At 51.3% G+C, this 24,315-nt stretch carries 22 protein-coding genes and 2 tRNA genes; 1 reads left to right on the forward strand and 23 read right to left on the reverse strand.

What is annotated here, in order from left to right; all coding sequences use genetic code 11:
* Positions 1-49 precede the first annotated feature (49 nt).
* The 11 genes from INF58_RS04320 to INF58_RS04370 all read right to left on the reverse strand — a co-directional run bounded on the left by INF58_RS04320 (position 50) and on the right by INF58_RS04370 (position 12,367).
* Positions 50-1,945: a DEAD/DEAH family ATP-dependent RNA helicase gene (locus tag INF58_RS04320; RefSeq protein ID WP_063451052.1), complete on the reverse strand. Its 1,896-nt coding sequence runs from the start codon at positions 1,943-1,945 to the stop codon at positions 50-52.
* Entirely contained in the window at positions 1,938-2,018 is an 81-nt protein-coding gene (gene yrbN / locus INF58_RS04325) for a protein YrbN (protein ID WP_097397692.1), read from the reverse strand. The genes INF58_RS04320 and yrbN overlap by 8 nt, the downstream gene beginning before the upstream one ends.
* Before the next feature lie 108 nt (positions 2,019-2,126).
* A complete protein-coding gene (nlpI, locus tag INF58_RS04330; protein WP_063451051.1) occupies positions 2,127-3,011 on the reverse strand; it encodes a lipoprotein NlpI in 885 nt (294 codons plus the stop codon).
* Between the two features lie 110 nt (positions 3,012-3,121).
* Positions 3,122-5,260: a polyribonucleotide nucleotidyltransferase gene (gene pnp, locus INF58_RS04335; RefSeq protein WP_193527088.1), complete on the reverse strand. Its 2,139-nt coding sequence runs from the start codon at positions 5,258-5,260 to the stop codon at positions 3,122-3,124.
* Between the two features lie 242 nt (positions 5,261-5,502).
* Positions 5,503-5,772 (reverse strand): 30S ribosomal protein S15, encoded by a 270-nt coding sequence (rpsO, locus tag INF58_RS04340; RefSeq protein WP_003861789.1) that lies wholly within the window; start codon positions 5,770-5,772, stop codon positions 5,503-5,505.
* A gap of 154 nt (positions 5,773-5,926) precedes the next feature.
* Complete coding sequence (truB, locus tag INF58_RS04345) at positions 5,927-6,877, reverse strand: tRNA pseudouridine(55) synthase TruB (protein WP_102750620.1); 951 nt, start codon at positions 6,875-6,877, stop codon at positions 5,927-5,929.
* Entirely contained in the window at positions 6,877-7,281 is a 405-nt protein-coding gene (gene rbfA / locus INF58_RS04350) for a 30S ribosome-binding factor RbfA (protein ID WP_003861793.1), read from the reverse strand. Before rbfA ends, truB begins: the two co-directional genes overlap by 1 nt.
* A 106-nt stretch (positions 7,282-7,387) precedes the next feature.
* Positions 7,388-10,075 carry a translation initiation factor IF-2 gene (gene infB, locus INF58_RS04355; protein WP_063451047.1) on the reverse strand — a complete coding sequence of 896 codons (2,688 nt, stop codon included), beginning with the start codon at positions 10,073-10,075 and terminating at the stop codon, positions 7,388-7,390.
* Positions 10,076-10,099: 24 nt separating this feature from the next.
* Complete coding sequence (gene nusA / locus INF58_RS04360) at positions 10,100-11,602, reverse strand: transcription termination factor NusA (protein ID WP_014885374.1); 1,503 nt, start codon at positions 11,600-11,602, stop codon at positions 10,100-10,102.
* Positions 11,603-11,630: 28 nt separating this feature from the next.
* Positions 11,631-12,083, reverse strand: coding sequence for a ribosome maturation factor RimP (rimP, locus tag INF58_RS04365; protein WP_014833432.1), 453 nt, complete (start codon positions 12,081-12,083; stop codon positions 11,631-11,633).
* Between the two features lie 207 nt (positions 12,084-12,290).
* Positions 12,291-12,367, reverse strand: a tRNA-Met gene (locus tag INF58_RS04370).
* Between the two features lie 287 nt (positions 12,368-12,654).
* On the opposite strand from INF58_RS04370, the gene argG reads away from it, so the two are divergent.
* The gene (gene argG / locus INF58_RS04375) at positions 12,655-14,001 is read left to right on the forward strand and encodes an argininosuccinate synthase (protein WP_193527089.1); all 1,347 of its coding nucleotides are present in this window, start codon (positions 12,655-12,657) and stop codon (positions 13,999-14,001) included.
* 183 nt (positions 14,002-14,184) lie between these two features.
* On the opposite strand, the gene INF58_RS04380 is transcribed toward argG, so the two are convergent.
* The 12 genes from INF58_RS04380 to INF58_RS04435 all read right to left on the reverse strand — a co-directional run bounded on the left by INF58_RS04380 (position 14,185) and on the right by INF58_RS04435 (position 24,225).
* Positions 14,185-14,271 (reverse strand) — tRNA-Leu (locus INF58_RS04380).
* A gap of 9 nt (positions 14,272-14,280) precedes the next feature.
* On the reverse strand, positions 14,281-14,613 hold the full coding sequence (gene secG / locus INF58_RS04385) for a preprotein translocase subunit SecG (protein ID WP_003861803.1): 333 nt from the start codon (positions 14,611-14,613) through the stop codon (positions 14,281-14,283).
* A gap of 204 nt (positions 14,614-14,817) precedes the next feature.
* Positions 14,818-15,951: a M23 family metallopeptidase gene (locus INF58_RS04390; RefSeq protein WP_193527090.1), complete on the reverse strand. Its 1,134-nt coding sequence runs from the start codon at positions 15,949-15,951 to the stop codon at positions 14,818-14,820.
* The gene (locus tag INF58_RS04395; protein ID WP_193527091.1) at positions 15,951-16,790 is read right to left on the reverse strand and encodes an A24 family peptidase; all 840 of its coding nucleotides are present in this window, start codon (positions 16,788-16,790) and stop codon (positions 15,951-15,953) included. Before INF58_RS04395 ends, INF58_RS04390 begins: the two co-directional genes overlap by 1 nt.
* Positions 16,791-16,802: 12 nt before the next feature.
* The gene (locus INF58_RS04400) at positions 16,803-17,615 is read right to left on the reverse strand and encodes a hypothetical protein (protein WP_193527092.1); all 813 of its coding nucleotides are present in this window, start codon (positions 17,613-17,615) and stop codon (positions 16,803-16,805) included.
* Between the two features lie 2 nt (positions 17,616-17,617).
* Positions 17,618-18,646 (reverse strand): type II secretion system F family protein, encoded by a 1,029-nt coding sequence (locus tag INF58_RS04405; protein WP_193527093.1) that lies wholly within the window; start codon positions 18,644-18,646, stop codon positions 17,618-17,620.
* Positions 18,630-20,159 (reverse strand): ATPase, T2SS/T4P/T4SS family, encoded by a 1,530-nt coding sequence (locus INF58_RS04410; RefSeq protein ID WP_227415013.1) that lies wholly within the window; start codon positions 20,157-20,159, stop codon positions 18,630-18,632. Before INF58_RS04410 ends, INF58_RS04405 begins: the two co-directional genes overlap by 17 nt.
* Positions 20,160-20,164: 5 nt before the next feature.
* The gene (locus INF58_RS04415; protein ID WP_063867576.1) at positions 20,165-20,851 is read right to left on the reverse strand and encodes a hypothetical protein; all 687 of its coding nucleotides are present in this window, start codon (positions 20,849-20,851) and stop codon (positions 20,165-20,167) included.
* Complete coding sequence (locus tag INF58_RS04420; RefSeq protein WP_193527094.1) at positions 20,839-21,747, reverse strand: hypothetical protein; 909 nt, start codon at positions 21,745-21,747, stop codon at positions 20,839-20,841. Before INF58_RS04420 ends, INF58_RS04415 begins: the two co-directional genes overlap by 13 nt.
* A 3-nt stretch (positions 21,748-21,750) precedes the next feature.
* A complete protein-coding gene (locus tag INF58_RS04425) occupies positions 21,751-22,293 on the reverse strand; it encodes a pilus assembly protein (protein WP_193527095.1) in 543 nt (180 codons plus the stop codon).
* An 11-nt stretch (positions 22,294-22,304) separates the two neighbouring features.
* Positions 22,305-23,762, reverse strand: a complete 1,458-nt coding sequence (locus tag INF58_RS04430) for a type II and III secretion system protein (protein WP_193527096.1) — start codon at positions 23,760-23,762, stop codon at positions 22,305-22,307.
* Positions 23,763-23,775: 13 nt separating this feature from the next.
* On the reverse strand, positions 23,776-24,225 hold the full coding sequence (locus tag INF58_RS04435; protein WP_227415002.1) for a TcpQ domain-containing protein: 450 nt from the start codon (positions 24,223-24,225) through the stop codon (positions 23,776-23,778).
* Positions 24,226-24,315: the final 90 nt, after the last annotated feature.

Consider the following 24,315-nt stretch of genomic DNA (forward strand, 5'->3'; position numbering starts at 1 on the left):
TAGCAACTATCGGGGCTGTATATTTTACTTTACGTCAGAAGCGAAAGGCTTACGCGTCACCGAAACGACGACGGCTGGCGCCTTCTTCACGGCGTGGACCACGGTTCTCACGGCGCTCGCCGGAGAAACGACGGCCTTCACCACCGCGACCTTCGCTGCGACCGCCTTCACGACGCTCGCCACCGAAACCGCGACCACCGCCGCGACGTTCGCCGCCGCGGTCAGGACGTGGCTGTGCATCGCCCAGCAGCTGCATGTTCATCGGCTTGTTCAGGATGCGGGTGCGAGTAAAGTGTTGCAGTACTTCGCCCGGCATGCCTTTTGGCAGCTCGATGGTGGAGTGGGTACCGAACAGCTTGATGTTACCAATGTAACGGCTGCTGATGTCGCCTTCGTTCGCGATTGCGCCAACGATGTGACGAACTTCAACACCATCATCACGGCCCACTTCAATGCGATACAGTTCCATGTCGCCTGCGTCACGACGCTCGCGACGTGGACGGTCTTCACCACCACGCTCTGGACGGTCGCCGCGTGGACCACGGTCGTTACGGTCGCCACGACGTTCGAAACGATCGTCACGGTCACGGAACTCACGCTTAGGACGCATCGGTGCATCTGGCGGCACGATCAGGCTACGTTCGCCCTGCGCCATTTTCAGCAGTGCTGCGGCCAGGGTTTCCATATCCAGCTCTTCGCCTTCAGCGACAGGCTGGATCTGCGACAGCAGCGCACGGTACTGATCCAGATCGCTGCTTTCCAGCTGCTGCTGTACTTTGGCGGCGAATTTTTCCAGGCGGCGTTTGCCCAGCAGTTCTGCGTTTGGCAGCTCAGCTTCTGGAATGGTCAGCTTCATGGTGCGTTCGATGTTACGCAGCAGACGACGCTCGCGGTTCTCAACGAACAGCAGCGCGCGGCCCGCACGACCTGCACGACCGGTACGGCCGATACGGTGAACGTAAGACTCGGAGTCCATCGGGATGTCGTAGTTTACAACCAGGCTGATACGCTCAACGTCCAGACCACGTGCTGCCACGTCGGTTGCAATCAGGATATCCAGACGACCGTCTTTCAGACGCTCCAGGGTCTGCTCGCGCAGGGCCTGGTTCATGTCGCCGTTCAGCGCGGCGCTGTTGTAGCCGCTACGCTCCAGGGCTTCAGCCACTTCCAGGGTCGCGTTTTTGGTACGCACGAAGATAATCGCCGCATCAAAATCTTCCGCTTCCAGGAAACGCACCAGCGCTTCGTTTTTGCGCATGCCGTATACAGACCAGTAGCTCTGGCTGATGTCAGGGCGAGTAGTCACGCTGGACTGAATGCGCACTTCCTGCGGCTCTTTCATGAAGCGGCGGGTAATGCGACGGATCGCTTCTGGCATGGTTGCAGAGAACAGAGCGGTCTGATGACCTTCCGGGATCTGCGCCATGATGGTTTCTACGTCTTCGATGAAGCCCATACGCAGCATTTCATCGGCTTCATCCAGTACCAGACCGCTCAGCTTAGAGAGATCCAGCGTACCGCGCTTCAGGTGATCCAGCAGACGGCCCGGCGTACCGACAACGATCTGTGGACCCTGGCGCAGGGCGCGTAACTGCACGTCATAACGCTGGCCGCCGTACAGGGCTACCACGTTTACGCCGCGCATATGTTTAGAGAATTCCGTCATTGCTTCAGCAACCTGAACAGCCAGTTCACGGGTTGGAGCCAGGACGAGGATCTGCGGTGCACGCAGGTCCGGATCAATGTTGTTCAGCAGCGGCAGCGAGAATGCTGCGGTTTTACCGCTACCAGTCTGGGCCATGCCCAGCACGTCACGACCAGAAAGCAGGTGTGGGATACACTCAGCCTGGATCGGAGATGGTTTTTCGTAACCCAGATCGTTAAGGGCTTCAAGGATAGGAGCCTTCAGGCCCAGATCTGCAAAAGTGGTTTCGAATTCAGCCATGTAGTACAAGTGCCTCGATATTAATGGCGGCCAGTCTACTTAGCTCATCGTGAAAATGATTAGCAATTTTCATTGAAAAGTGTGAACCGGCTCAAATTAGGTGTATTGACGAACAACAACGCCCTCACCAGTGAAGGTGATGGCAATCAAAAAGATTACGGGCTGATGTTTATGTCGTCAGCTATTGCTGGTCCGATTCTGCCAGGTCGTCTTGCTCCTGGCCCAAGAGCGATAATTCCAACAATGCATAACGGTGCTCAACGAAGTTATGTACGTTGTTAGCAACCGCTAATTTGAACAGTGCCGTAGCGCTGTCCATATCCCCCAGACTTAGGTAGTACTTACCTAAATAGAAGTTGGTTTCACTGAGATGCTCAGCGAGCGAGGTGTTATCCGTTGCGTCCGCCTTGAGGCGTTCCATCAGCGTTGCTTCGCTAATGTTGCCCAGGTAGAACTCGACAATGTTCCATCCCCACTGTTCCTTATCCGATTTCTCGAAGCGCTGTTGTAGTGCTTCTTTGGCCTGCTTCTCATCAAGCTTCTGCTCAACGATGTAAAGCCACAGGCTGCGGAAAGGATCATTAGGATCGTCTTGATAAAACGCCAGCAGATCATCTTGCGCTAACTTATCACGACCGCCGTAATACAATGCGATACCGCGATTCAAGTGCGCGTAGTTGTAAGTTGGATCAAGCTCAAGTACAGAATCAAACGCTTCATAGGCAGCATCAAAATTGCCTGCCTGCGTTAAATAAATGCCTAAGTAGTTGAATACTTCAGGCATATCAGGTCGAATCGCCAGCGCTTGTGAAAAATCATTTCGCGCCAGTGCCCTCAGACCGAGACTATCATACAACACTCCGCGCTCATATAAAAGCTGTGCGCGTTCGTCATCGGTTAAAGCCCGACTGGCAAGTATTTGTTCCATGCGTGCCAGAATCACTTCCTGCTGCAAAGTCGGTTGCAATGGCACTGCGAGGACTTCGCTCTTACGCCAGGCAGAGTTGCTGCATCCTGCCAGCGTTAAAGCTGTCGCAACGAAACACCAGCGCAAAAAAGGCTTCATTTCCCACTCCCGAAGACAACTATTGGATGAACGTCCTGTCCCCCGGCGGCTTAACAAGGCGTCCTGCCTGATAATAAGCCCTCCGCCAGCGCGGAGGGCAAAGGGCAACCTTACTCGCCTTGCTGTTCAGCAGCCGGAGCTTCCGGCGCCGCAGTAGGCTGAGACTGCTCGGTTGCTTCTTTAATGCTCAGACGGATACGGCCCTGGCGGTCAACTTCCAGAACTTTCACCGGTACTTCCTGACCCATTTGCAGGTAGTCGGTCACCTTCTCAACGCGCTTGTCAGCGATCTGAGAGATGTGAACCAGACCTTCTTTACCACCGCCGATGGCAACGAATGCGCCAAAGTCAACGATACGGGTCACTTTACCTGCATAGATACGGCCCACTTCGATTTCTGCGGTGATCTCTTCGATGCGACGGATAGCGAATTTCGCTTTCTCGCCGTCGGTTGCTGCGATCTTCACAGTACCGTCATCTTCGATTTCGATGGTGGTGCCAGTCTCTTCGGTCAGCGCGCGGATAACAGAACCGCCCTTACCGATAACGTCTTTGATTTTGTCTGGATTGATCTTGATGGTGTGGATACGTGGAGCGAACTGAGAAATGTCGCCACGCGGCGCGTTAATCGCCTGTTCCATCACGCCCAGGATGTGCAGACGCGCACCTTTAGCCTGGTTCAGAGCAACCTGCATGATCTCTTTGGTGATACCTTCAATTTTGATATCCATCTGCAAGGCAGAGATACCGTCGCGGGAACCCGCCACTTTGAAGTCCATATCGCCCAGGTGGTCTTCGTCACCCAGAATGTCAGACAGAACAACGAAGTTGTCGCCTTCTTTCACCAGACCCATTGCGATACCCGCAACGGCGGCTTTGATTGGCACACCTGCATCCATCAGCGCCAGAGAAGCACCACACACGGAAGCCATGGAAGAAGAACCGTTGGATTCGGTGATTTCAGACACTACGCGCACGGTGTACGGGAATTTGTCTGCTTCTGGCATCACTGCCAGCACGCCGCGCTTCGCCAGACGACCGTGACCAATTTCACGACGCTTCGGTGAGCCAACCATACCGGTCTCGCCCACAGAGTACGGAGGGAAGTTATAGTGGAACAGGAAGCTGTCAGTGCGCTCGCCCATCAGTTCATCGATGATCTGTGCGTCACGTGCGGTACCCAGGGTCGCGGTAACCAGCGCCTGCGTTTCACCACGGGTGAACAGCGCAGAACCGTGAGTACGCGGCAGTACGCCAGTGCGCACGTCCAGACCACGAATCATGTCTTTTTCACGGCCATCGATACGCGGCTCGCCTGCCAGTACGCGGCTACGAACAACGTTTTTCTCGATAGCGTGCAGGATTTCGCCAATTTCGTTAGCGTCCAGCGTTTCGTCTTCGGCAACTAGGGTCGCGGTTACTTCAGATTTGATCGCATCAACCTGAGCGTAACGCTCCTGTTTGTCGGTGATGCGGTATGCATCGCTCAGACGAGATTCTGCCAGTGCCGCAACGCGTGCGTTCAGCGCGTCGTTGGCCGCTTCTGGCTGCCAGTCCCAACGTGGTTTACCGGCTTCTTTCACCAGGTCGTTGATGTTCTGGATAACAACCTGCTGCTGCTCGTGACCGAACACCACAGCGCCCAGCATCTGATCTTCGCTCAGCAGTTCAGCTTCGGATTCAACCATCAGCACCGCGGCTTCAGTACCGGCGACAACCAGGTCCAGCTTACTCTCTTTCAGCTCTTCCTGAGTTGGGTTCAGCACGTACTGGTCGTTGATGTAACCGACGCGTGCGGCACCGATTGGGCCATTGAATGGAATACCAGACAGTGACAGGGCCGCAGAGGCACCGATCATCGCAACGATGTCCGGGTTAACCTGTGGGTTAACGGAAACAACGGTGGCGATAACCTGCACTTCGTTAACGAAGCCTTCCGGGAACAGCGGACGAACCGGGCGGTCAATCAGACGCGCAATCAGGGTTTCGCCTTCGCTTGGACGGCCTTCACGACGGAAGAAGCCACCCGGGATTTTACCGGCAGCGTAGGTACGCTCCTGGTAGTTAACGGTCAGCGGGAAGAAGTCCTGACCTGGTTTAGCTTTTTTCTGGCCAACTACGGTAACGAATACCGCGGTGTCATCCATGCTTACCATAACGGCAGCAGTCGCCTGACGCGCCATCATGCCGGTTTCCAGCGTGACGGTATGTTGGCCATACTGGAATTTACGTACGATCGGATTCAGCAAAATTCTGTCCTTTCTTAAATGATTGTCAGCACACCTCTGGTGTGCTGACGATTTAACCCGACCTTCTTCGCATCCTCGCGACTAATGACAACCGACACCCCCCTGGGTGAAGCCTCTCATTAGCCGCGCGAACCTCTGCAATGAAGATCATTTATAGCAACAATACAATAGTTTCCATTGAATTGCTGCCGTCTGGTTGAAAAAAGGGGCCATCAGGCCCCCTTTTCTGAAACTCGCAAGAATTAGCGACGCAGACCCAGACGCTCGATCAGCGCGGTGTAGCGTGCAACATCTTTACGCTTCAGGTAGTCGAGCAGTTTACGACGCTGAGAAACCATGCGCAGCAGACCACGACGGCTGTGGTGATCTTTTTTGTGCTCTGCAAAGTGACCTTGCAGGTGGTTAATCTGTGCAGTCAGCAGTGCAACCTGAACTTCGGTAGAACCGCTGTCGTTAGTACCACGACCAAACTCAGAAACGATTTTAGCTTTAGCTTCAACGCTTAGAGACATTTTCAAACTCCAAAGTATAAAGAATGTAAGGATGCCGATCTCTAATTCAGCTATCCCATGTACGCCCCGCAAATTGTTAAACAATTTACCAGGCGTTAAGCGGCGATATTCTACTCGTCTCCCCTGCTTATCGCAAGGTGAGGCGTTATCACCGTCATGCTTCGACCGGATAGTCGACGACCAGACGACGCGGCGCCACGCGCCCTTCACCGTCCATTTCGCCCATACCGATAAACTTGCCTTCATCCCCTTCCGTCACGCGAACCAGGCCATCAAGCGGCGCCCCCGTTGTGCGGACCGGGTTTCCGTTCTTAAAGTAAACGGACGATGTTAAAGGAAGATTAACAACCGGGAAGTCCACTGCCGGGCTGTCCATTGGCATCAGCAGCGGATCCAGCAGATCTGCCGGCGCAATTCCCTGTGCTTCCGCCTGTTCAACCAGCGCGCGCAGATGCTCAAGCGTCACCATGCGTTCGACCGGATATTTGCTGACGGCCAGACGACGCAGATAAATCACGTGCGCGCCGCAGCCCAGCTTTTCACCGAGGTCGTCAATGATGGTGCGAATGTAGGTCCCTTTCGAACAGTGGACCTCCAGCTCCAGCTCGTCACCTTCGTGGCGAATGAACAGCAGCTCATACACGGTAATCGGGCGGGCCTCGCGCGGAACGTCAATGCCCTGGCGCGCATATTCGTAGAGCTTCTTGCCCTGATATTTCAGCGCCGAATACATCGACGGCACCTGCATCGTGTCACCACGGAAGCTCTCCAGCGCGGCTTCCAGCTGCTCTGCGCTGAAGGTTACCGGGCGCTCTTCCACCACCTGACCGTCTGCATCGGAGGTATCCGTGCGCTGGCCCAGTCTGGCAATCACGCGGTAGCGCTTATCGGAATCCAGCAGGTACTGGGAAAACTTTGTCGCTTCCCCCAGGCAGATTGGCAGCATACCGGTAGCCAGCGGATCCAGCGCGCCGGTGTGCCCCGCGCGGTTGGCGTTATAAATACGCTTCACTTTTTGCAGCACGTCGTTGCTGGATGCGCCCTGCGGTTTATCCAGCAACAGCACGCCATGCACGTCACGACCGCGACGACGAGGACGACTCATCAGTCCTCCTTGCTGTCGTCCGCCGGGTTAACACGACGCTCGTCGTCATGCTTCACCACGCTGGTCACCAGGTTGGACATACGCATACCTTCGACCAGCGAGTTGTCGTAGAAGAAGGTCAGCTCCGGCACGATACGCAGGCGCATCGCTTTGCCAAGCAGAGAGCGGATGAAACCAGAGGCTTCCTGCAACGCTTTAATGCCGTTCTTCACGGCGTCTTCATCCTGATCATTCAGGAACGTCACGAACACTTTGGCATACGCCAGGTCGCGGGACATTTCCACGCCAGACACGGTGGTCATCATTCCCACGCGTGGATCTTTGATTTCACGTTGCAGAATGAGAGCGATCTCTTTCTGCATCTCCTGCGCGACGCGCTGAGGGCGACCAAATTCTTTCGCCATAATAAATTCTCCAGACAAAAAAGGGGCTTAAGCCCCTTTTTAAAATTATTGCCGGGTGGCGCTTCGCTTACCCGGTCTACGCTAGTTAATCTTCAGTTGAAGAAGATTACGCGATGGTACGCTGAATTTCGATGATCTCGAACACTTCGATCATATCGCCAACGCGAACGTCGTTGTAGTTCTTCACGCCGATACCACATTCCATGCCGTTACGGACTTCGTTAACGTCATCTTTGAAGCGGCGCAGGGATTCCAGCTCGCCTTCGTAGATAACCACGTTGTCACGCAGTACGCGGATTGGGTTGTGACGCTTGATGGTCCCTTCGGTAACCATACAGCCCGCGATCGCACCGAATTTCGGTGATTTGAACACGTCACGTACTTCAGCCAGACCGATGATCTGCTGTTTCAGCTCAGGAGACAGCATGCCGCTCATCGCTGCTTTCACTTCGTCAATCAGGTTATAGATGACGGAGTAGTAACGCAGATCCAGGCTTTCAGCATCAATCACTTTACGCGCAGAAGCATCAGCACGAACGTTGAAGCCAACCAGGATAGCGTTGGACGCGGCTGCCAGGGTTGCGTCGGTTTCGGTGATACCACCTACGCCAGAACCGATGATCTTCACTTTCACTTCGTCGGTAGACAGTTTCAGCAAGGAGTCGGAGATCGCTTCCACAGAGCCCTGAACGTCCGCTTTCAGAACGATGTTCACTTCGTGAACTTCGCCTTCGGTCATGTTGGCGAACATGTTCTCGAGTTTAGATTTCTGCTGACGAGCCAGCTTCACTTCACGGAATTTACCCTGACGATACAGAGCCACTTCACGCGCTTTCTTCTCGTCACGAACGACGGTCACTTCGTCACCGGCAGCAGGTACGCCGGACAGGCCGAGGATTTCCACTGGAATGGACGGACCCGCTTCCAGCACTTCCTGACCCAGTTCGTTACGCATCGCACGAACGCGACCGTACTCGAAGCCACACAGAACGATGTCGCCCTTGTGCAGAGTACCTTCGCGAACCAGAACGGTTGCAACCGGACCACGACCTTTATCCAGGAAGGATTCGATTACCGCGCCGCTCGCCATACCTTTACGAACCGCTTTCAGCTCCAGAACTTCAGCCTGAAGCAGGATGGCGTTCAGCAGGTCGTCTATACCGGTACCCGCTTTTGCAGATACAGGGATGAACTGCGCTTCACCGCCCCACTCTTCCGGCATAACGCCGTACTGGGATAGTTCGTTCTTCACGCGATCCATATCGGCTTCTGGCTTATCGATTTTGTTGACTGCAACAACCAGAGGCACCTGCGCCGCTTTCGCGTGCTGGATAGCTTCAATGGTCTGTGGCATCACGCCATCGTCGGCAGCAACAACCAGGACAACGATATCCGTTGCCTGAGCACCACGCGCACGCATTGAGGTAAACGCTGCGTGGCCTGGGGTATCCAGGAAGGTGATCATGCCGTTTTCGGTTTCTACGTGGTAAGCACCGATGTGCTGGGTAATACCACCCGCTTCGCCGGAGGCAACCTTAGTAGAACGAATGTAGTCAAGCAGAGAGGTTTTACCATGGTCAACGTGACCCATAATGGTCACAACCGGTGCGCGCGGTTCAGCCGCTGCGCCAGTGTCACGGTCGCTCATGACGGCTTCTTCCAGCTCGTTTTCACGACGCAGGATAACTTTGTGGCCCATCTCTTCGGCAACCAGCTGTGCGGTTTCCTGGTCGATGACCTGGTTGATGGTGGCCATTGCGCCCAGTTTCATCATCGCTTTGATGACCTGAGAGCCTTTCACCGCCATCTTGTTAGCCAGTTCGCCAACGGTGATGGTTTCACCGATCACAACGTCACGGTTAACGGCCTGAGCAGGCTTCTGGAAGCCCTGCTGGAGAGCGGAACCTTTACGCTTGCCGCCTTTTCCACCGCGAACCGCTGCACGTGCTTCTTCACGGTCAGCTTTAGATTCAGCGTGTTTGTTACCTTTTTTCGCAGGACGCGCCGCTTTTGCACTGCGGGTACGGCTACGACCACCTTCAACCTCACGGTCGTTGTCGTCTTCTGCCTGACGCGCATGCTGAGAGGTAGTGACGTGATAATCGCTGGTGTCTTCAGTTGGTTCAGCGGTATTCACGCCGTTCTTCTCGTTTTCTTCTGCCATGCGACGCGCTTCTTCGGCGACGCGGCGAGCTTCTTCTTCAAGCTTGCGGCGGGCTTCTTCTTCCGCTTTACGCTTCAGCTCGGCAGCTTCATTTTCACGGCGGGCTTTTTCAGCCTGGGCAGTTTTGGTCATTTCGTCGGTCTGTTGATTGCTCACTTTGTCTTTTTCCGCAGCGTCACGCTTCGCTTTTTCACCGGCGTCGCGTTTCGCTTTTTCTGCGGCCTCACGTTCAGCTTTTAATTCTGCTTCACGTTTGGCAGTGGCTTCTGCCTCACGCTGAGCTTGTTCTTCCGCTTCACGCTGTGCCTGCTCTTCCGCGGCAAGGCGTTCTGCCTCTTGCGGATCACGTTTTACAAAGGTGCGCGTCTTGCGGACTTCGATTTGTACCGACTTGCTTTTGCCACCGGTACCAGGGATGTTCAACGTGCTACGCGTTTTACGCTGTAGCGTTAACTTGTCAGGCGTTGAGCCGTGTTCACGGTTCAGGTGCGATAACAAGGTTTGTTTTTCTTGCGCGGTCACCGAGTCATCAGCGGACTTCGGGATCCCTGCATCAGCAAATTGCTGTACCAGGCGGTCCACGGAGGTCTGAATCTCAGCAGCCAGCGATTTTACAGTTACATCAGTCATGCTGTTCCTTCCTGCTACAGTTTATTACGCTTCGTCGCCGAACCAGCAAATATTACGTGCGGCCATGATGAGTTCGCCGGCTTTCTCGTCGGTTAAACCTTCGATATCAGCCAGGTCATCAACGCCTTGCTCAGCGAGATCTTCCAGCGTACAAACACCACGGGCAGCCAGCTTGAACGCAATCGCACGATCAAGACCTTCCAGATTCAGCAGGTCATCAGCCGGCTTCTTATCGCCAAGGCTTTCTTCCTGAGCCAGTGCCAGGGTGGTCAGTGCGTTTTTAGCGCGTTCACGCAGGGCTTCAACGGTTGGTTCATCCAGACCGTCAATTTCCAGCAGCTCTTTCATTGGCACGTAGGCCAGTTCTTCCAGCGTTGAGAAACCTTCTTCAACCAGCACAGTGGCGAAGTCTTCGTCAATGTCCAGGTATTTGGTGAAGGTATCGATCGCCGCGTGGGCTTCAGCCTGATGCTTGGCCTGAAGGTCATCAACGGTCATGACGTTGAGTTCCCAGCCGCTCAGCTGTGACGCCAGACGTACGTTCTGACCGTTACGGCCAATCGCCTGCGCCAGGTTGCCCGCTTCTACAGCGATATCCATGGTGTGTTTGTCTTCGTCAACAACGATAGACGCCACATCAGCCGGAGCCATTGCGTTGATCACGAACTGCGCCGGGTTGTCGTCCCACAGAACGATATCAATGCGCTCGCCGCCCAGTTCGGTAGAAACCGCCTGAACGCGTGCGCCGCGCATACCGACGCAAGCACCGACCGGGTCGATACGCTTGTCGTTGGTTTTCACCGCAATTTTCGCACGGGAACCCGGATCGCGGGCCGCCGCTTTGATTTCGATAACTTCTTCGCCGATTTCCGGCACTTCGATACGGAACAGTTCAACCAGCATTTCTGGTTTAGAACGGGTCACGAACAGCTGTGCACCACGCGCTTCAGGGCGTACGGCATACAGCACACCACGGATACGGTCGCCTGGGCGGAAGTTTTCACGCGGCAGCATGTCTTCACGCAGGATCACGGCTTCAGCGTTACCCGGCATCCCTTCGGATTTGATCTCCAGAGAGATGTTGTCGCGGTTCACTTTCTTCACCACGCCGGTGATGATTTCGCCTTCCTGATCGCGGAACTGATCGACAACCAGCGCGCGCTCGGCTTCGCGCACTTTCTGCACGATAACCTGCTTCGCGGTCTGGGTGGTGATACGGTCGAAGGTAACAGATTCGATCTGATCTTCAACGTAGTCACCCACGTTCAGACTTTCGTCTTCAAAACGTGCCGCTTCCAGGGTGATCTCTTTGGTCGGCTGGGTCACTTCTTCAACGATTACCCAACGACGGAATGTATCGAAGTCACCGCTTTTACGATCGATTTCTACGCGAACATCGATCTCTTGTTCGTATTTTTTCTTGGTTGCTGTAGCCAGTGCACTTTCCAGCGCTTCGAAAATCTTCTCACGCGGCAGTGATTTCTCGTTGGAGACGGCTTCAACAACAGCCAAAATTTCTTTGTTCATCGCGGGCTTTTCACCTCAATCCAGACTGTTAAAAGTGGGGAACCAGGTTCGCCTTCTGGATATTACTCAGCGCGAACACTTCATCTTTGCCTTCGACTGTCACCGTGATCATTTCACCATCAACGGCTTTGATAATTCCCTGCCATTTACGGCGGTTCTGTACGGCCATACGCAGAACCAGAGCCACTTCTTCACCGGTAAAGCGCACATAGTGCTCGGCCGTGAACATCGGGCGATCGAGGCCAGGTGAGGAAACTTCCAGGTTGTACGCAACGGTAATCGGGTCTTCAACGTCAAGAACCGCACTCACCTGGTGGCTAACATCAGCACAATCATCAACATTGATGCCATCTTCACTATCAATATAGATGCGCAGCGTCGATGTGCGGCCGCGAACGAATTCGATGCCGACCAGTTCGTAGCCCAGTGCTTCGACCGGTGCAGTAATCATCTCTGTTAATTTTTGCTCTAATGTGGACAAGCCCACCCCCAAGACATAAAAAAAGGGCGTAAAGCCCAGTTATTCTGTAGTCAGATAACAAAAAACCCCGATAAATCGGGGCTTTAGATAACTGAACCCTATAGCCACAACTGTGGCCTGGAGCACTCTCCGAAAGAATTTTTTCAAATCCAGCTACGAAGGCTCTAAGTCTTCACAGTATATTTGAAAAAGAACTTTATAGGAAATTGGTTGCGGGGGCCGGATTTGAACCGACGACCTTCGGGTTATGAGCCCGACGAGCTACCAGGCTGCTCCACCCCGCGCCTGAAACGTGGCAAATTCTACGCGTTTTGGACAGAATTTGCAAATAATGCTGGGATTTGGTACCGAAGACGGGACGTAAAATCGGCGTTCAGTATATTGATAGTTGACCCCACCTGTCAACCCGGCTTCCGCCAGATCGTTTAGACCAAAATTTTTACAAAAAACGCACGCATCTCTTCCGGTCTTCGCCAAAAGATGATTAAATGAATACTCACTTATTTTGCATAAAAATGCACAAGAGAACGAAAGCGATCTCTCATCAGTCAATCAAGCAGGGTTTTATTCTATGACGACGATTCTCAAGCATCTCCCGGTAGGACAACGTATTGGCATCGCTTTTTCTGGCGGCCTGGATACCAGCGCTGCACTGCTGTGGATGCGCCAGAAGGGAGCGGTTCCTTATGCATATACAGCGAACCTGGGTCAGCCGGACGAGGAAGATTATGACGCGATCCCTCGTCGTGCCATGGAATATGGCGCAGAGAACGCACGTCTGATTGACTGCCGTAAGCAGTTGGTTGCCGAAGGCATTGCCGCTATCCAGTGCGGTGCATTCCATAACACCACCGGCGGCCTGACCTATTTCAACACCACTCCGCTGGGCCGAGCCGTCACCGGCACCATGCTGGTCGCCGCCATGAAAGAAGATGGCGTGAACATCTGGGGTGACGGTAGCACCTATAAAGGCAACGATATTGAACGTTTCTATCGTTACGGCCTGCTGACCAACGCTGAATTGCAGATTTACAAGCCGTGGCTGGATACCGACTTCATCGACGAGCTGGGTGGCCGTCATGAAATGTCCGAATTTATGATTGCCTGCGGCTTCGACTACAAAATGTCCGTTGAGAAAGCCTACTCAACCGACTCCAACATGCTGGGTGCGACGCACGAAGCGAAAGATCTGGAATTCCTCAACTCCAGCGTAAAAATTGTTAACCCGATTATGGGTGTGAAGTTCTGGGACGAAAGCGTGAAGATCCCGGCAGAAGAAGTGACCGTGCGTTTCGAACGTGGTCATCCGGTTGCCCTGAACGGCAAAACTTTTTCCGACGATGTTGAGCTGATGCTGGAAGCCAATCGCATCGGCGGCCGTCACGGTCTGGGCATGAGCGATCAGATCGAAAACCGTATCATCGAAGCGAAAAGCCGTGGCATTTACGAAGCTCCGGGGATGGCGCTGCTGCACATCGCTTATGAGCGCCTGCTGACCGGCATTCACAACGAAGACACCATTGAGCAGTATCATTCTCATGGTCGCCAGCTGGGCAAACTGCTGTATCAGGGTCGCTGGTTCGATCCGCAGGCCCTGATGCTGCGTGACGCCCTGCAACGTTGGGTGGCGAGTGCTATCACCGGCGAAGTGACGCTGGAACTGCGTCGCGGTAATGATTACTCCATCCTGAATACCGTGTCTGACAACCTGACCTATAAAGCAGAGCGTCTGACCATGGAGAAAGGTGATTCAGTCTTCTCGCCGGACGATCGTATTGGCCAGCTGACCATGCGTAATCTGGACATTACCGATACCCGTGAGAAGCTGTTCAACTACGTTGAGAATGGCCTGCTCTCTGCGAATTCAGGTAACGGCCTGCCGCAGGTTGAGAACCTGGAGAATAGCGATAAAAAGTAATCGCTGATGTAACATGCAAAAGGCGCCCAATGGGCGCCTTTTTTGTGGTCTTTCGTAGGCCCGGTAAGCGCAGCGCCACCGGGCAAAATGGCGGGTGGCGCTGCGCTTACCCGCCCTACGAAAACAACACATAATCTACAGACGAAAAAAAAGACGTCTTTCGACGTCTTTCTTCTGGAATATTGGTACCGAGGATGGGACTCGAACCCACAAGCCCGTTAGGGCACTACCACCTCAAGGTAGCGTGTCTACCAATTCCACCACCTCGGTACGGAATACTTACTGCGGGATATCGCTGGTTGGCTTAGCCGGTGCAGCTGGCTGAGTCTGCTCAGTTTTGGCTGGCGCGCTCAGATTTTCCCACTCGCTTCCTTTACTGGTCTTGTTGCTGTTGATATTGCCCAGCACCAGACTGATGATGAAGAACAGCGTAGCCAGAATCGCCGTCGTGCGGGTCATGAAGTTCGCAGAACCACTTGAACCGAACAGCGTACCGGAAGCGCCTGCTCCGAAGGAGGCTCCCATATCAGCGCCTTTACCTTGTTGCAGCATGATCAGCGCTACGAGAGCGATGGCTACAATAAGGAAAATAACTAAAAGAGCTTCGTACATAATCAACCTGTTCCTTGCGGATTTGCCGCATACCAATGCTTCGACAATTTAGCAGGATTTTGTTTCCTACTGAAGCGGGTGTGAATACTAACCAAAGCGAATCACCTTCGCAAGGGCAATTTAAGTGCATTGTATCAAGTGAAGAAAAAACCAGCAAAGTGGATTTAATCTAAACAAAAAACCGCGCACAAGAAGCTAAAAACGTCAATTTTGCCCGCTCGCTGAAGCAGTCTGGATCTTAGAGAGCTTATATTTACCGAACTTCTTGATAATTCTCCAGTTCCCCTCCTCTGTTTCAATCATTTCGGAGGGACTATACATGGATAATTTACGTCCGATACGAACGCCAATTTGCAGATTTTCACCTTCACCGGCGATGACCGCGATGGACGGCGTCATATCCACCGGTTCAGGCTTCGGCTCCGACGGTTCTGCGTGATGCACCTCCGTTACAGGCTCCGCCGACGTTCTTTGCTCAAACAATATCGACATGGGATCGACTAATTTGTCGTTGTGGCTGATCTCAAGATGCAAATGCGGCCCGTTGGTACGCCCGGTATTTCCGGACAAACCAATAACGTTGCCCTTTCGCACAAACTGGTTTCTCGCAACATGGAGCTCGCTAAGATGAAGATAGCGGCTGCTCCAGCCATCAGCATGACGCACGGTAATAAAGAAGCCCGTGACGGGGCCGTACCCCGCTTCAACAACCATTCCATCGGCGATGGTCATCACCTCACTGTTTACGGCCGCCCTGAAATCCGTTCCTTCATGACGCATAAAGGAGTGAATAACGGGGTGATACCGCAGGCCGTACGGCGAGGTGACATAAGGCGAAGTGGCCAGCGGGAAAATAAACTGGCTCGATCGCGCCTGCTGGCTCAGCAACGGTTTCCATTCCGGCGCTGGCGCGCTGGCAGTAGGTATGGTGGCGTTCATCACCGTAAAGACGCTGCTGCCCGCCTCTCCGTCCAGTGCCGTCATCGTACTCACTCCGGCATCCTGATCGGAAACCTCAGGTTCAGTCACTTCAGGCGGAAATAAGGTTGAATAGTCAAACTCCTTCGCCTCTTCGGCTTGCGCAAGACGCGTGGCTGGAACGGGGATAAGCCGATCGAATGCTGACAGGTAATCCGTTAGCGTCGCGATTTCGATACCTCGATCATAAGAGACACATGCCGGGCTATTCAGGGATGGAAAAATGCCCGCACGCGCGGTCACGCTGTCGGATAGTCTGGCAGACAGTAACGCCTGTAGGGCGGCATAGTGGCATTCGAGCGGAACGGGCTTGACCGGACTGAGCGCAAGCATCGCGCCCGACAACAGAAGAAAGGACATTATTTAAGCACCTCCATGTGCATTACTACAAGCGCAGTTATGGCTATCGCGGGGCCAAATGGCAGATAGCCTTCTGATTCATCATCCTGATGAGATTTCTTTTTAGACATAACCCAGCGCACTATGAAGAACACCGCCCCAAGCGCGGCAGAGCCCAACATCAGGTGTGCAATATTATCGTTCCCCAACCACACGGCGCAGGCGGCAAATAGCTTTACATCCCCCTGACCAAACCCTTCGCGACGCGCGATCCACGCATAGCCCTGCGCCATTAACCACGTAAAGATCCAAATGAAGGCGGCGCCCATCACGCTATCGCGAGGCGAGACGGGAATAATATTTCTCACGGAGGCGATTAGCCCGGCCCACATCAGTAAAAAGACGAGGCTGTCCGGTAACAGGAATGTCTTAATGTCAATCATGGCTAGCGTATAAAGCAGGCTGAAAAACAGAGCAATAAAGCCTATCTGCACCAGGCTGTGCTGAGGGTAGTAGAAATAGACCAGCGCAAAGTAACCGGCGCCGATCAACGCCTCACTTAGCGGATACTGAAAGGGAATGGTACATTTGCAATGGCGGCACTTCCCTCGCAGCAGCAGCCAGCTCAAAACCGGGATGTTATCCCAAGGCTTAATGTTGGTCTGACACATCGGGCAGTGCGAAGGCGGCCACCAGAGATTCACGTCGGGCAAACCTTTCAGGCTTTCCGGATCAGAATGAGTCCTTAATAGCATGACGGGTAAACGATAAATGACTACGTTCAAAAAACTGCCAATCAGCAATCCTAAAACGAGCGCCATCCATGGGAAGTACGGTGCAAAAAACGCTTCCATGCGCATTTCTTAATCCTTTTATTTGCAGCTCGACGGCACGCGATCGCTTTGTGCGCTGGTTACGAAGTCGATGTGGGCTTTCGGGGTAATACCCCATGCAGGACCAGCCTGATTTGTTCGGGTAAACCAAACCTGAATATCAGAGGTTAAAACGGGATTAAACGTCTCTGGCAAAGAGATATACGTCTTATCATCAGACGTTGAGCCCCATTCATGCAATTTGAGTTCGCTCCCTTTTCCCGTTGCTCGGTACTCAAAATAGACGGGTTCCACATATTCATTAGCTGCGGTTAAAGAGCTCAAAGGTGTAAAAACCTCAATACGAAGCAGATCGACTTTGCGAAGGGGAAGATAGAACCACTTTAAAATACCTGTGCCGTCCGGTTGCGCTTTGACCACACTCACCTTTTTATCAGGGAATTCCGCTTTCAGATTTTCATAGGCAGAAATACCTTTATTAACCTCAGAGACAGTAGCGGATGTACATTCTCCATCACCCATACAAAATGCCTGACCGCCATCGGTCAAGATATTGATGCTTGATGGCCAGGCATTCTGACTATACGGAGTGATATAAAAATCAGCGTATTCATCTATCCCCTTGTAAGAATTCGCCTCAACCCAAATAAAATTTACATAATAATTCACCGGTTCATCTTCAGGTTGCTGTATTGAAATAGGATACAACGACCCCCACAAAGAACATGAGTCTGAACTCGGCTTCGTAACCGTGCCAAACCCAAATTTCTGCGCCGCTATTCCGTTTAACGAAGTCAATGCGGCACATGCTGTTATAAATGCAGCAATGATATTTGCAGAAGTTTTATTCATGCTTATCCACCCGCCGTTTTCGATAAAGTATCCATCAATGCGAAGAGGGCCAAAAATACCCAAATAACGCATCCACCCAGGATCACTGTGGCCAGGTTTTTTAATAAACCGGACAGTTTTTTAATGTATTCCTGAATACGCTCCCTGGAACGTTCTGATACCGAACGTAAAACATCATTAAATGAGGGAAGCTCAGCATATAAACTGATATTCAGAAGTTCTTCTACGCCCATTAATCCCGTCGACAGCGCTTTACTGTAGTGAATACCCTTTGCCATATTGTCGATCATGACGTCAAGGTGCCAGCGCAACCAGCGGTTGGCATTCAGGCGTATAATGGCAAGCGCATCAGTCAGCGGTATATTGTTACTCAGCATCAATGAGAGGTTATTCAAAAATACCGAAGACGTGAGCTGACGGTAAGTTGAAAAGGGCAGAACCCTATCCACAACTTTATTTCTCATGTTGCCGCTGAAGTTGGCCATCGTCACTCTAACAACAATAACGAGACCTATAAATCCGATTAAAATTTTTAGCCACAGCCCCTGGTACAAAGCGGTCCCGAAGCTATAGAGGTTTTGCGTAACCCCAGGCCACTTTTCAACGGGAACTACGGAAGCAAAGGCCGGAAAAACTTTCTGCGAATAGCCGGCAATAACCACTAAGGATAAAGAAATCATGATCAGCGGGAAAACCAGCGCGCCGACAATTTTCTTTCTCAGCTCATCGTTGTAGTGAATAACGGAAACCAGCGTCAAAAAGCCGTCGGCGAGGCTACCACTTTTTTCAGCAGCGGTTATTACGCTCAGCTCAGAGTTAGGCACCATACCGGAAAAAACAGAAGATACAGAGGTCTCCTGCTTCATTTGCTTCAGTACGTCAGCTAGCTTATTGCTGAACCCTTTACCAAGCAGCGGCCGCCCCTCTATCTGCAATTTTTGCAGGGAGTCAAAGAGCGGCAAACCCGCCTTGATCATATCCGCACAAAATTGATAGACGTACAGGCGTTGTTTTTTACCGAATTTTTTCAACGATCATCTCCAGATCATCTTGTGATACATCGCCAAACTCCATGGCGTACCAGCGGGCGTCTATGCGCCCATTCAGAACGTGTGCCATCACTTTTTCACGGATCTCAAAACCCTCCGTTAAACCTGATGCCGTCTTTCGTTTGTTGCGCCACAACGTGAAGGTATTTAGCCACTCCTGGCGAGAGATGGTCGCCAGCTCTTCATACGTAGGCAGAAAATACTCCATGGCAAGCTGGCGTCCCTTTATGCCGCTATTCTTGCATTGAGGACATCCGTTTTCGCCGGCGGTATATAATGTAAACTCATGTCCGGAAATGGTTTTATTTTCCAGCACCGTTTTACAGTTATCGCATAATACCGGCACCAGCTTTTGACACTGCAAACCCGCAATGAAGCCGGGGGTTGAGAGCTTGTCGCTGCCAATACCTAACGCCGACATACGTTGCAGAAGTGACACGATGTTCCCCGCGTGCACCGTTGTAAAACAGTAGTGACCGCTCTCTACGGCCCCGGCAAGGGCATTGGCAGAAATGTTGTCACGTATTTCGCCAACCATTAATACATCCGGGTCGCGACGCAGCGCCGATTTAATGGCGGCATGAAAACCACCGCCTTCAACATCCACCACCGAGCTCTGTTTCGCACCATATATCTCATACTCAACCGGATCTTCTACGGTCAGGAAGCAGCCGCGATCTTCATAGCGGTTAATTTGCAACCATTCCATCAGGTTTTTAAGCGTCGTGGATTTCCCGGAACCCGTCGTCCCCGCAATAACGTATGCGCCATAAGGATTACTGAGGATCTTTTTAAGATCGCTGACCTCTTCCGGCGAAATGCCAATTTTCTCCAGCGACCCGATATTTCCTTTTTGCAGCCCGGACGGAATAATACGCAGAACCGCGTGATAACAATCCGCCGTTTCCCCAAAAATAGGGAAATGGGCGTAGCGGAAGCGGAAGGGCTTACCGCCGAGGCTGTACAGAATGTTCGCGCTCTGCGGTATCGCACGGTTCCACGTGGTATCTCGGGTAGTGGCTTCCACGTTATACAAAACGAAAACCAGCTCATCGCACTGCTGAGATTTTATTTGCATAAAAGGCATCAGCACGCCGTTAACGCGAGCCTCAAACTGCGCCAGAACGTCGTTGCGGGTAATGTGAAGGTCGCTCGCCCCCATCCCCACGGCACGCTGCAAAATTGCTGCCAGTTGTTTTTGCGTATCAGTGATGTCAATGTTCTTATTGGCATCACTGATTTTCTTCAGCGAGACGTGCTCAATTATCCGGTAAAAATCGTCCTCTTGCACAAGCGCAATGCCCAGGATCTTACGCTTATGCTGTGAGACCAGCCGTGATATCTGAATCTGGTAGGTAAAGAGATCGTTGATTTCAATATGCGAGATCACAAGGTACTCGGCCTCTTCGATAGCGGCCGTGAAGCCGATACCATCATATTCCTGGTACGTCCATTTACCCGCCAGCAACTCCTCTGCCGAAATTCGCAAAAACATCAGGCTCACTTGGCTGCATCCCTGGCTAATACGACAGATTTCCTGTCTTTAGCGAGCTTGTAATCGCTGCCGCCGATGGTGAAGACCTCGCCATTTCGAACATAGCGCAACTCTTCTCCGTCACTGACGGCTGTGCGCTGAGAACCCCCGATTTGAGTTTCAAACAAAACGCGCGGCATCGCTATCGGTTCTGCTGATTTCACTGGCTCCGCCTTGGTGGGTTGCGACACTTCAACTTTTTGAACCGGTGCCGAGTACTTTTTGTCTTCTGCACTCATTTTACGGATCTGGCTAATCATTTTCTGTAGCTCAACCAGATTAGCCAGCTTGCGACGCGCTTTTTCATAGGCGTAATCATCTTCAACGATTTCAGCAAGACGATCCTGAACAAGCTGAGTTTCATCTTTGACCTTCGCCTGATCCTTAGCTGCTTCATTAGCACTGGACGTCGCGTTAGGTTCGATCTTCTCGTCAAGCTTCTCCTGCACCATTGCCATTTGAGGCTGCGCTGCGGCAATCTCGTTCGGCGCGGATGGCTTCTCTTTGTGAACGTCCGTTTTAGCCTCAGTCACTGCATCTTTTTTTGCAGCACTGTCAGGCGCTTTTGGCAACGCTGTAGAAGGCGCCGCCACTGCCGTCCCTACCGATAACGAAAATACCGCGGTTAACATCATTACTTTTACGCTTTGCATACCAGGCCTCCTGAAACTTTAATTCCTTTATGTTCCGACTCAATCCGTTTAATTAAAAAAGCGTCACGATATGCTTGCTTAAAGAGTACCAGCTGTAAATTCAGGGTACTTTCACTCACCACTCCGCCTTTGAATTGGATTTCCCACGTCCCTGCCATTAGCCCATAGGCCTTTACTTTGCTCACTAGTTGCGTTTCAAGAGCAGTAACAGCACTGTTAGGCATTTTTTTTATGACTATTTCTCCGTTAGCAGTCTTCTTTTTGTTACCAGACATACTTTTGAGGAATGAATTATAAGTCAGGATGTAAGACACGACTTCATCACAGGGATAAAGCGCCAGCGGCTTCTTATTTTTATACGCAGTTTGTAACGCATTTCCATTCAGTTTTGATTCGATGTCCTCGTAACCAAAATCTGACTTATCCTTACCTTTCTTTTTGTCCTTTTTTGCGTTCACAGAGGCTTTGTAGGCTTTTCCCCAAAACGTTTTCTCGGGTAAAGTCAGTACCGTCCCCGGTCTGTTAACGTAACTGAAACGGCATTTTTTAATGTCGCAATCAAATGCCTCACTTTCAATACTAAGGTCTTTGAAATCAGCTAAACTATTGTTAACTTCGTTGATAAAATTGATTGCTTTAATAATACTTGCCCCCTCCAGAGACTTTTCATAAAAGGACTTCACGGAGGCAATATCGCTCTGTAATTTCTCGGCAGCCTGACGCTGCCTCATCAACGCTTCTTCAGCGGCCTTTTCAGCCGGAAGCTTAATAAAATAATACCACGCCCCTGCGCCTCCAGCAGATAACACCAGTACGACAGCAAGCGCGATGAGCAGCATCTTTTTTACAGTACTGCCGCCATTATTACCTTTCCAGAAATAGAGACTTTCCAGCATAATTTATCCAGCCACAAAAAAGTGAAGTACCAGCGCCAACATAACCAGAATCGACAGGCCAGCAATAAAGATTGAGCCAATGATCAGGCGACGACGTCGCTTTAACTTTAGCTGTCGCGCCACGCAGCGCTCAATGACCACGTTTATCTGCGATTCTTCAAGCGGCGTTACCTCGAGATGTTCATATCCCACCGGGTGTTTCATTAGCTCATCAAAAAGTACGGTACTAATGAAACAATCCGTTCCGCTGATAATTCGACCTTCATTGATAATCAGAAAATAAGTGGTTTCTTCATTTTCATGAAAGAAGTAAATACCGTCTCCAAAAAGCTCTTTGATATAGAGCGCAAAGGGCTCATATAACGTCGAAATTTTTGTACTGTATCCTAAGGCCTGCGTGCCGGAAGCATCCGAATAAACCAGCCTGCGGTTCGCTTTCATCATCCCCCGAAACGAGGCCTGTTCAGCCGGTTGCAGATGGCTCAGGCTTTCCGGCTCCCAGTGGAGACCGGTCAGGATGTTTTTTTGCAAGAGAAGGTTATTCATAATGCAATTTCTCAATCGCCGCGAGACGTGATCGGCTGACGATAGTAATCGACCCCTACAACCATCAGGACAGTTGCGGTAGCTTCATTTTTACCGTCAGAGGCACCCAGCACTTCATACTGAAGCCCATCTTTCGAGCTCTTCACTTCAAATTTTCCCACTACCAGCAGATCGCCTGGCTTGATGATGGAAGAGTTGAAAGATTCCGTGGTGCTTACGTTAGGCAACTGAACATCGTCATACTCATCAATAGAGTTAAGAAAACGCTTAGTAAAACCGCTTACCACCTCTATGCGCCCATCGGACAATACGCGTGGTGTAATGATAAAGCTGGTCCCGGTCACGATCTCAGAGGTTTCAACATCAACGTTGACATCCCCATTATCATCCGTTGTACGTGTTCTGCTAGAAACATAAAACTGAGATTGTGTCATATTGACCGGTACAGCCATGTTATTACGGGTAATAAATGAACCGCTTTGAAGCGATTCGCTGCCGGTTAATTTGTAAAGCGCATCCAGGCCCGTATTAATATCAACGCGACTGTTTTTCCAGCCAGCGGAGATTCCACCGGCCAGGTTATTGAAAATGCTACTGCTCAAATTAATTGTGTTATGTGCATCGCTAAAATTGAAATCCATACCGCCGCTTAACTGTTTCTCTTTCTCTTTGTCGAGAATAAAAATACGGTATGTGACAATAAACTGGCGGCTGTTATCCGCTTTGTACTTATCCAGCGCTTTACTTAACGCTTCGTATTCAGAAGGACGTGCGTTGACCATCAGGATAGACGAGTCTTTGAAAAGACTGTAGTTACCAGAGGTGACGTAGTTTTTCGCCATATCCTCAACATCGTCCCAGAACGACGATTCAAACTTTGTCTCCGATTTGCCGGTTAAGCCGCCGCCTGATGTCGCCTCGTTGCCTGAGAGATCGAGCGTGGTTTCAGTTTTATTGTTTTCACCATAGAAATCGAGACGCAATACATAGGTATCAAACACGTTGATTTTCAGCACATTGTTTTCGTCGAGCTGAGTGCTAACGTCGTACAGTGAGCTAATGTATTGCATAAAGCTTTCAAACGTACCGTCAAACTGCACAGAACGTGGAACGTCCCATGAGTTGTCTTCCGTTGCTTTTTTATCGCTTATCGCTGACGCATTAATGCGGAAACTGATACCCGTTTGGGCAGACACCGCATCCATCAACGTCGAAAGAGAGGTAGGCTCGTAAGATGTGATCTTCACATGCTTACTCATCACCTTCTGCTGCTCAACGCTGTACTGAACTTTTTTACCTAAAAAAGCCGTATCATATTTAATATAGGGTTTGGTCTTCGCCTCATCGCTGGTGGTCGCATCAGCGGTGTGTTCGCGTATTTTTTTAGGAACATCATATTTTTTATTGAAATCGCTTACGCATCCTTGCGCAAGGAAAGCCAGCAACAGCACACTAATCTTAAGTTTCATGGGATCCTTCCGCTTACATTTCATCAACAACGATCACGTGGTTTTTCTCGTATTTTTTTACGACTAAACCATAGTTCTCTGAGAAAAAGAGTTCCCCTAACGACTGTAAAATATCATCATCCGTTTTACCGTTCAGGGTAATAGTGCTATAGACCAGGTAATCTTTTTTACTGTTCCAGAACAGTTTGTAATGATTACTTTCGGCCCACTTTTTTATAGCCTGGCTTAATAACACGTTTTCCTGTAGGCAAAGTGAACGCGTTACCGGAGCCAGCGATGAATAAGCGGGCGGCACGTTATTTTCCTCGGCAAACGGGTTACGCGGAGTGGTAGTCGCTGCCGGGGTCGACGTATTTGCCGCAAGCTCAATCTCTGGCGATGTATTCATTGATGCATGAGTGTAACTCATACTACACAGCAATATACTTGCCACTGTCCATTTAGAAGATCTAATAATATTCATATTATTTATATTCCATTACTTTAATTTTCAATCGTATTGCTGTGTGTCGAGAATAACCGATGGCGTATCGTTTTTAGGAACGGAACTGAA

The organism is Enterobacter cloacae complex sp. P24RS (assembly GCF_014982165.1).
Taxonomy (GTDB): Bacteria; Pseudomonadota; Gammaproteobacteria; order Enterobacterales; family Enterobacteriaceae; genus Enterobacter; species Enterobacter quasihormaechei.

Coding starts and splice junctions, on each gene's coding strand:
- INF58_RS04320 (WP_063451052.1), bottom strand. CDS start 1,945: ATGGCTGAATTCGAAACCACTTTTGCAGATCTGGGCCTGAAGGCTCCT.
- yrbN (WP_097397692.1), bottom strand. CDS start 2,018: ATGAAAATTGCTAATCATTTTCACGATGAGCTAAGTAGACTGGCCGCC.
- nlpI (WP_063451051.1), bottom strand. CDS start 3,011: ATGAAGCCTTTTTTGCGCTGGTGTTTCGTTGCGACAGCTTTAACGCTG.
- rpsO (WP_003861789.1), bottom strand. CDS start 5,772: ATGTCTCTAAGCGTTGAAGCTAAAGCTAAAATCGTTTCTGAGTTTGGT.
- truB (WP_102750620.1), bottom strand. CDS start 6,877: ATGAGTCGTCCTCGTCGTCGCGGTCGTGACGTGCATGGCGTGCTGTTG.
- rbfA (WP_003861793.1), bottom strand. CDS start 7,281: ATGGCGAAAGAATTTGGTCGCCCTCAGCGCGTCGCGCAGGAGATGCAG.
- infB (WP_063451047.1), bottom strand. CDS start 10,075: ATGACTGATGTAACTGTAAAATCGCTGGCTGCTGAGATTCAGACCTCC.
- nusA (WP_014885374.1), bottom strand. CDS start 11,602: ATGAACAAAGAAATTTTGGCTGTTGTTGAAGCCGTCTCCAACGAGAAA.
- argG (WP_193527089.1), top strand. CDS start 12,655: ATGACGACGATTCTCAAGCATCTCCCGGTAGGACAACGTATTGGCATC.
- secG (WP_003861803.1), bottom strand. CDS start 14,613: ATGTACGAAGCTCTTTTAGTTATTTTCCTTATTGTAGCCATCGCTCTC.
- INF58_RS04390 (WP_193527090.1), bottom strand. CDS start 15,951: ATGTCCTTTCTTCTGTTGTCGGGCGCGATGCTTGCGCTCAGTCCGGTC.
- INF58_RS04395 (WP_193527091.1), bottom strand. CDS start 16,790: ATGCGCATGGAAGCGTTTTTTGCACCGTACTTCCCATGGATGGCGCTC.
- INF58_RS04400 (WP_193527092.1), bottom strand. CDS start 17,615: ATGAATAAAACTTCTGCAAATATCATTGCTGCATTTATAACAGCATGT.
- INF58_RS04410 (WP_227415013.1), bottom strand. CDS start 20,159: ATGTTTTTGCGAATTTCGGCAGAGGAGTTGCTGGCGGGTAAATGGACG.
- INF58_RS04415 (WP_063867576.1), bottom strand. CDS start 20,851: ATGCAAAGCGTAAAAGTAATGATGTTAACCGCGGTATTTTCGTTATCG.
- INF58_RS04420 (WP_193527094.1), bottom strand. CDS start 21,747: ATGCTGGAAAGTCTCTATTTCTGGAAAGGTAATAATGGCGGCAGTACT.
- INF58_RS04425 (WP_193527095.1), bottom strand. CDS start 22,293: ATGAATAACCTTCTCTTGCAAAAAAACATCCTGACCGGTCTCCACTGG.
- INF58_RS04430 (WP_193527096.1), bottom strand. CDS start 23,762: ATGAAACTTAAGATTAGTGTGCTGTTGCTGGCTTTCCTTGCGCAAGGA.
- INF58_RS04435 (WP_227415002.1), bottom strand. CDS start 24,225: ATGAATATTATTAGATCTTCTAAATGGACAGTGGCAAGTATATTGCTG.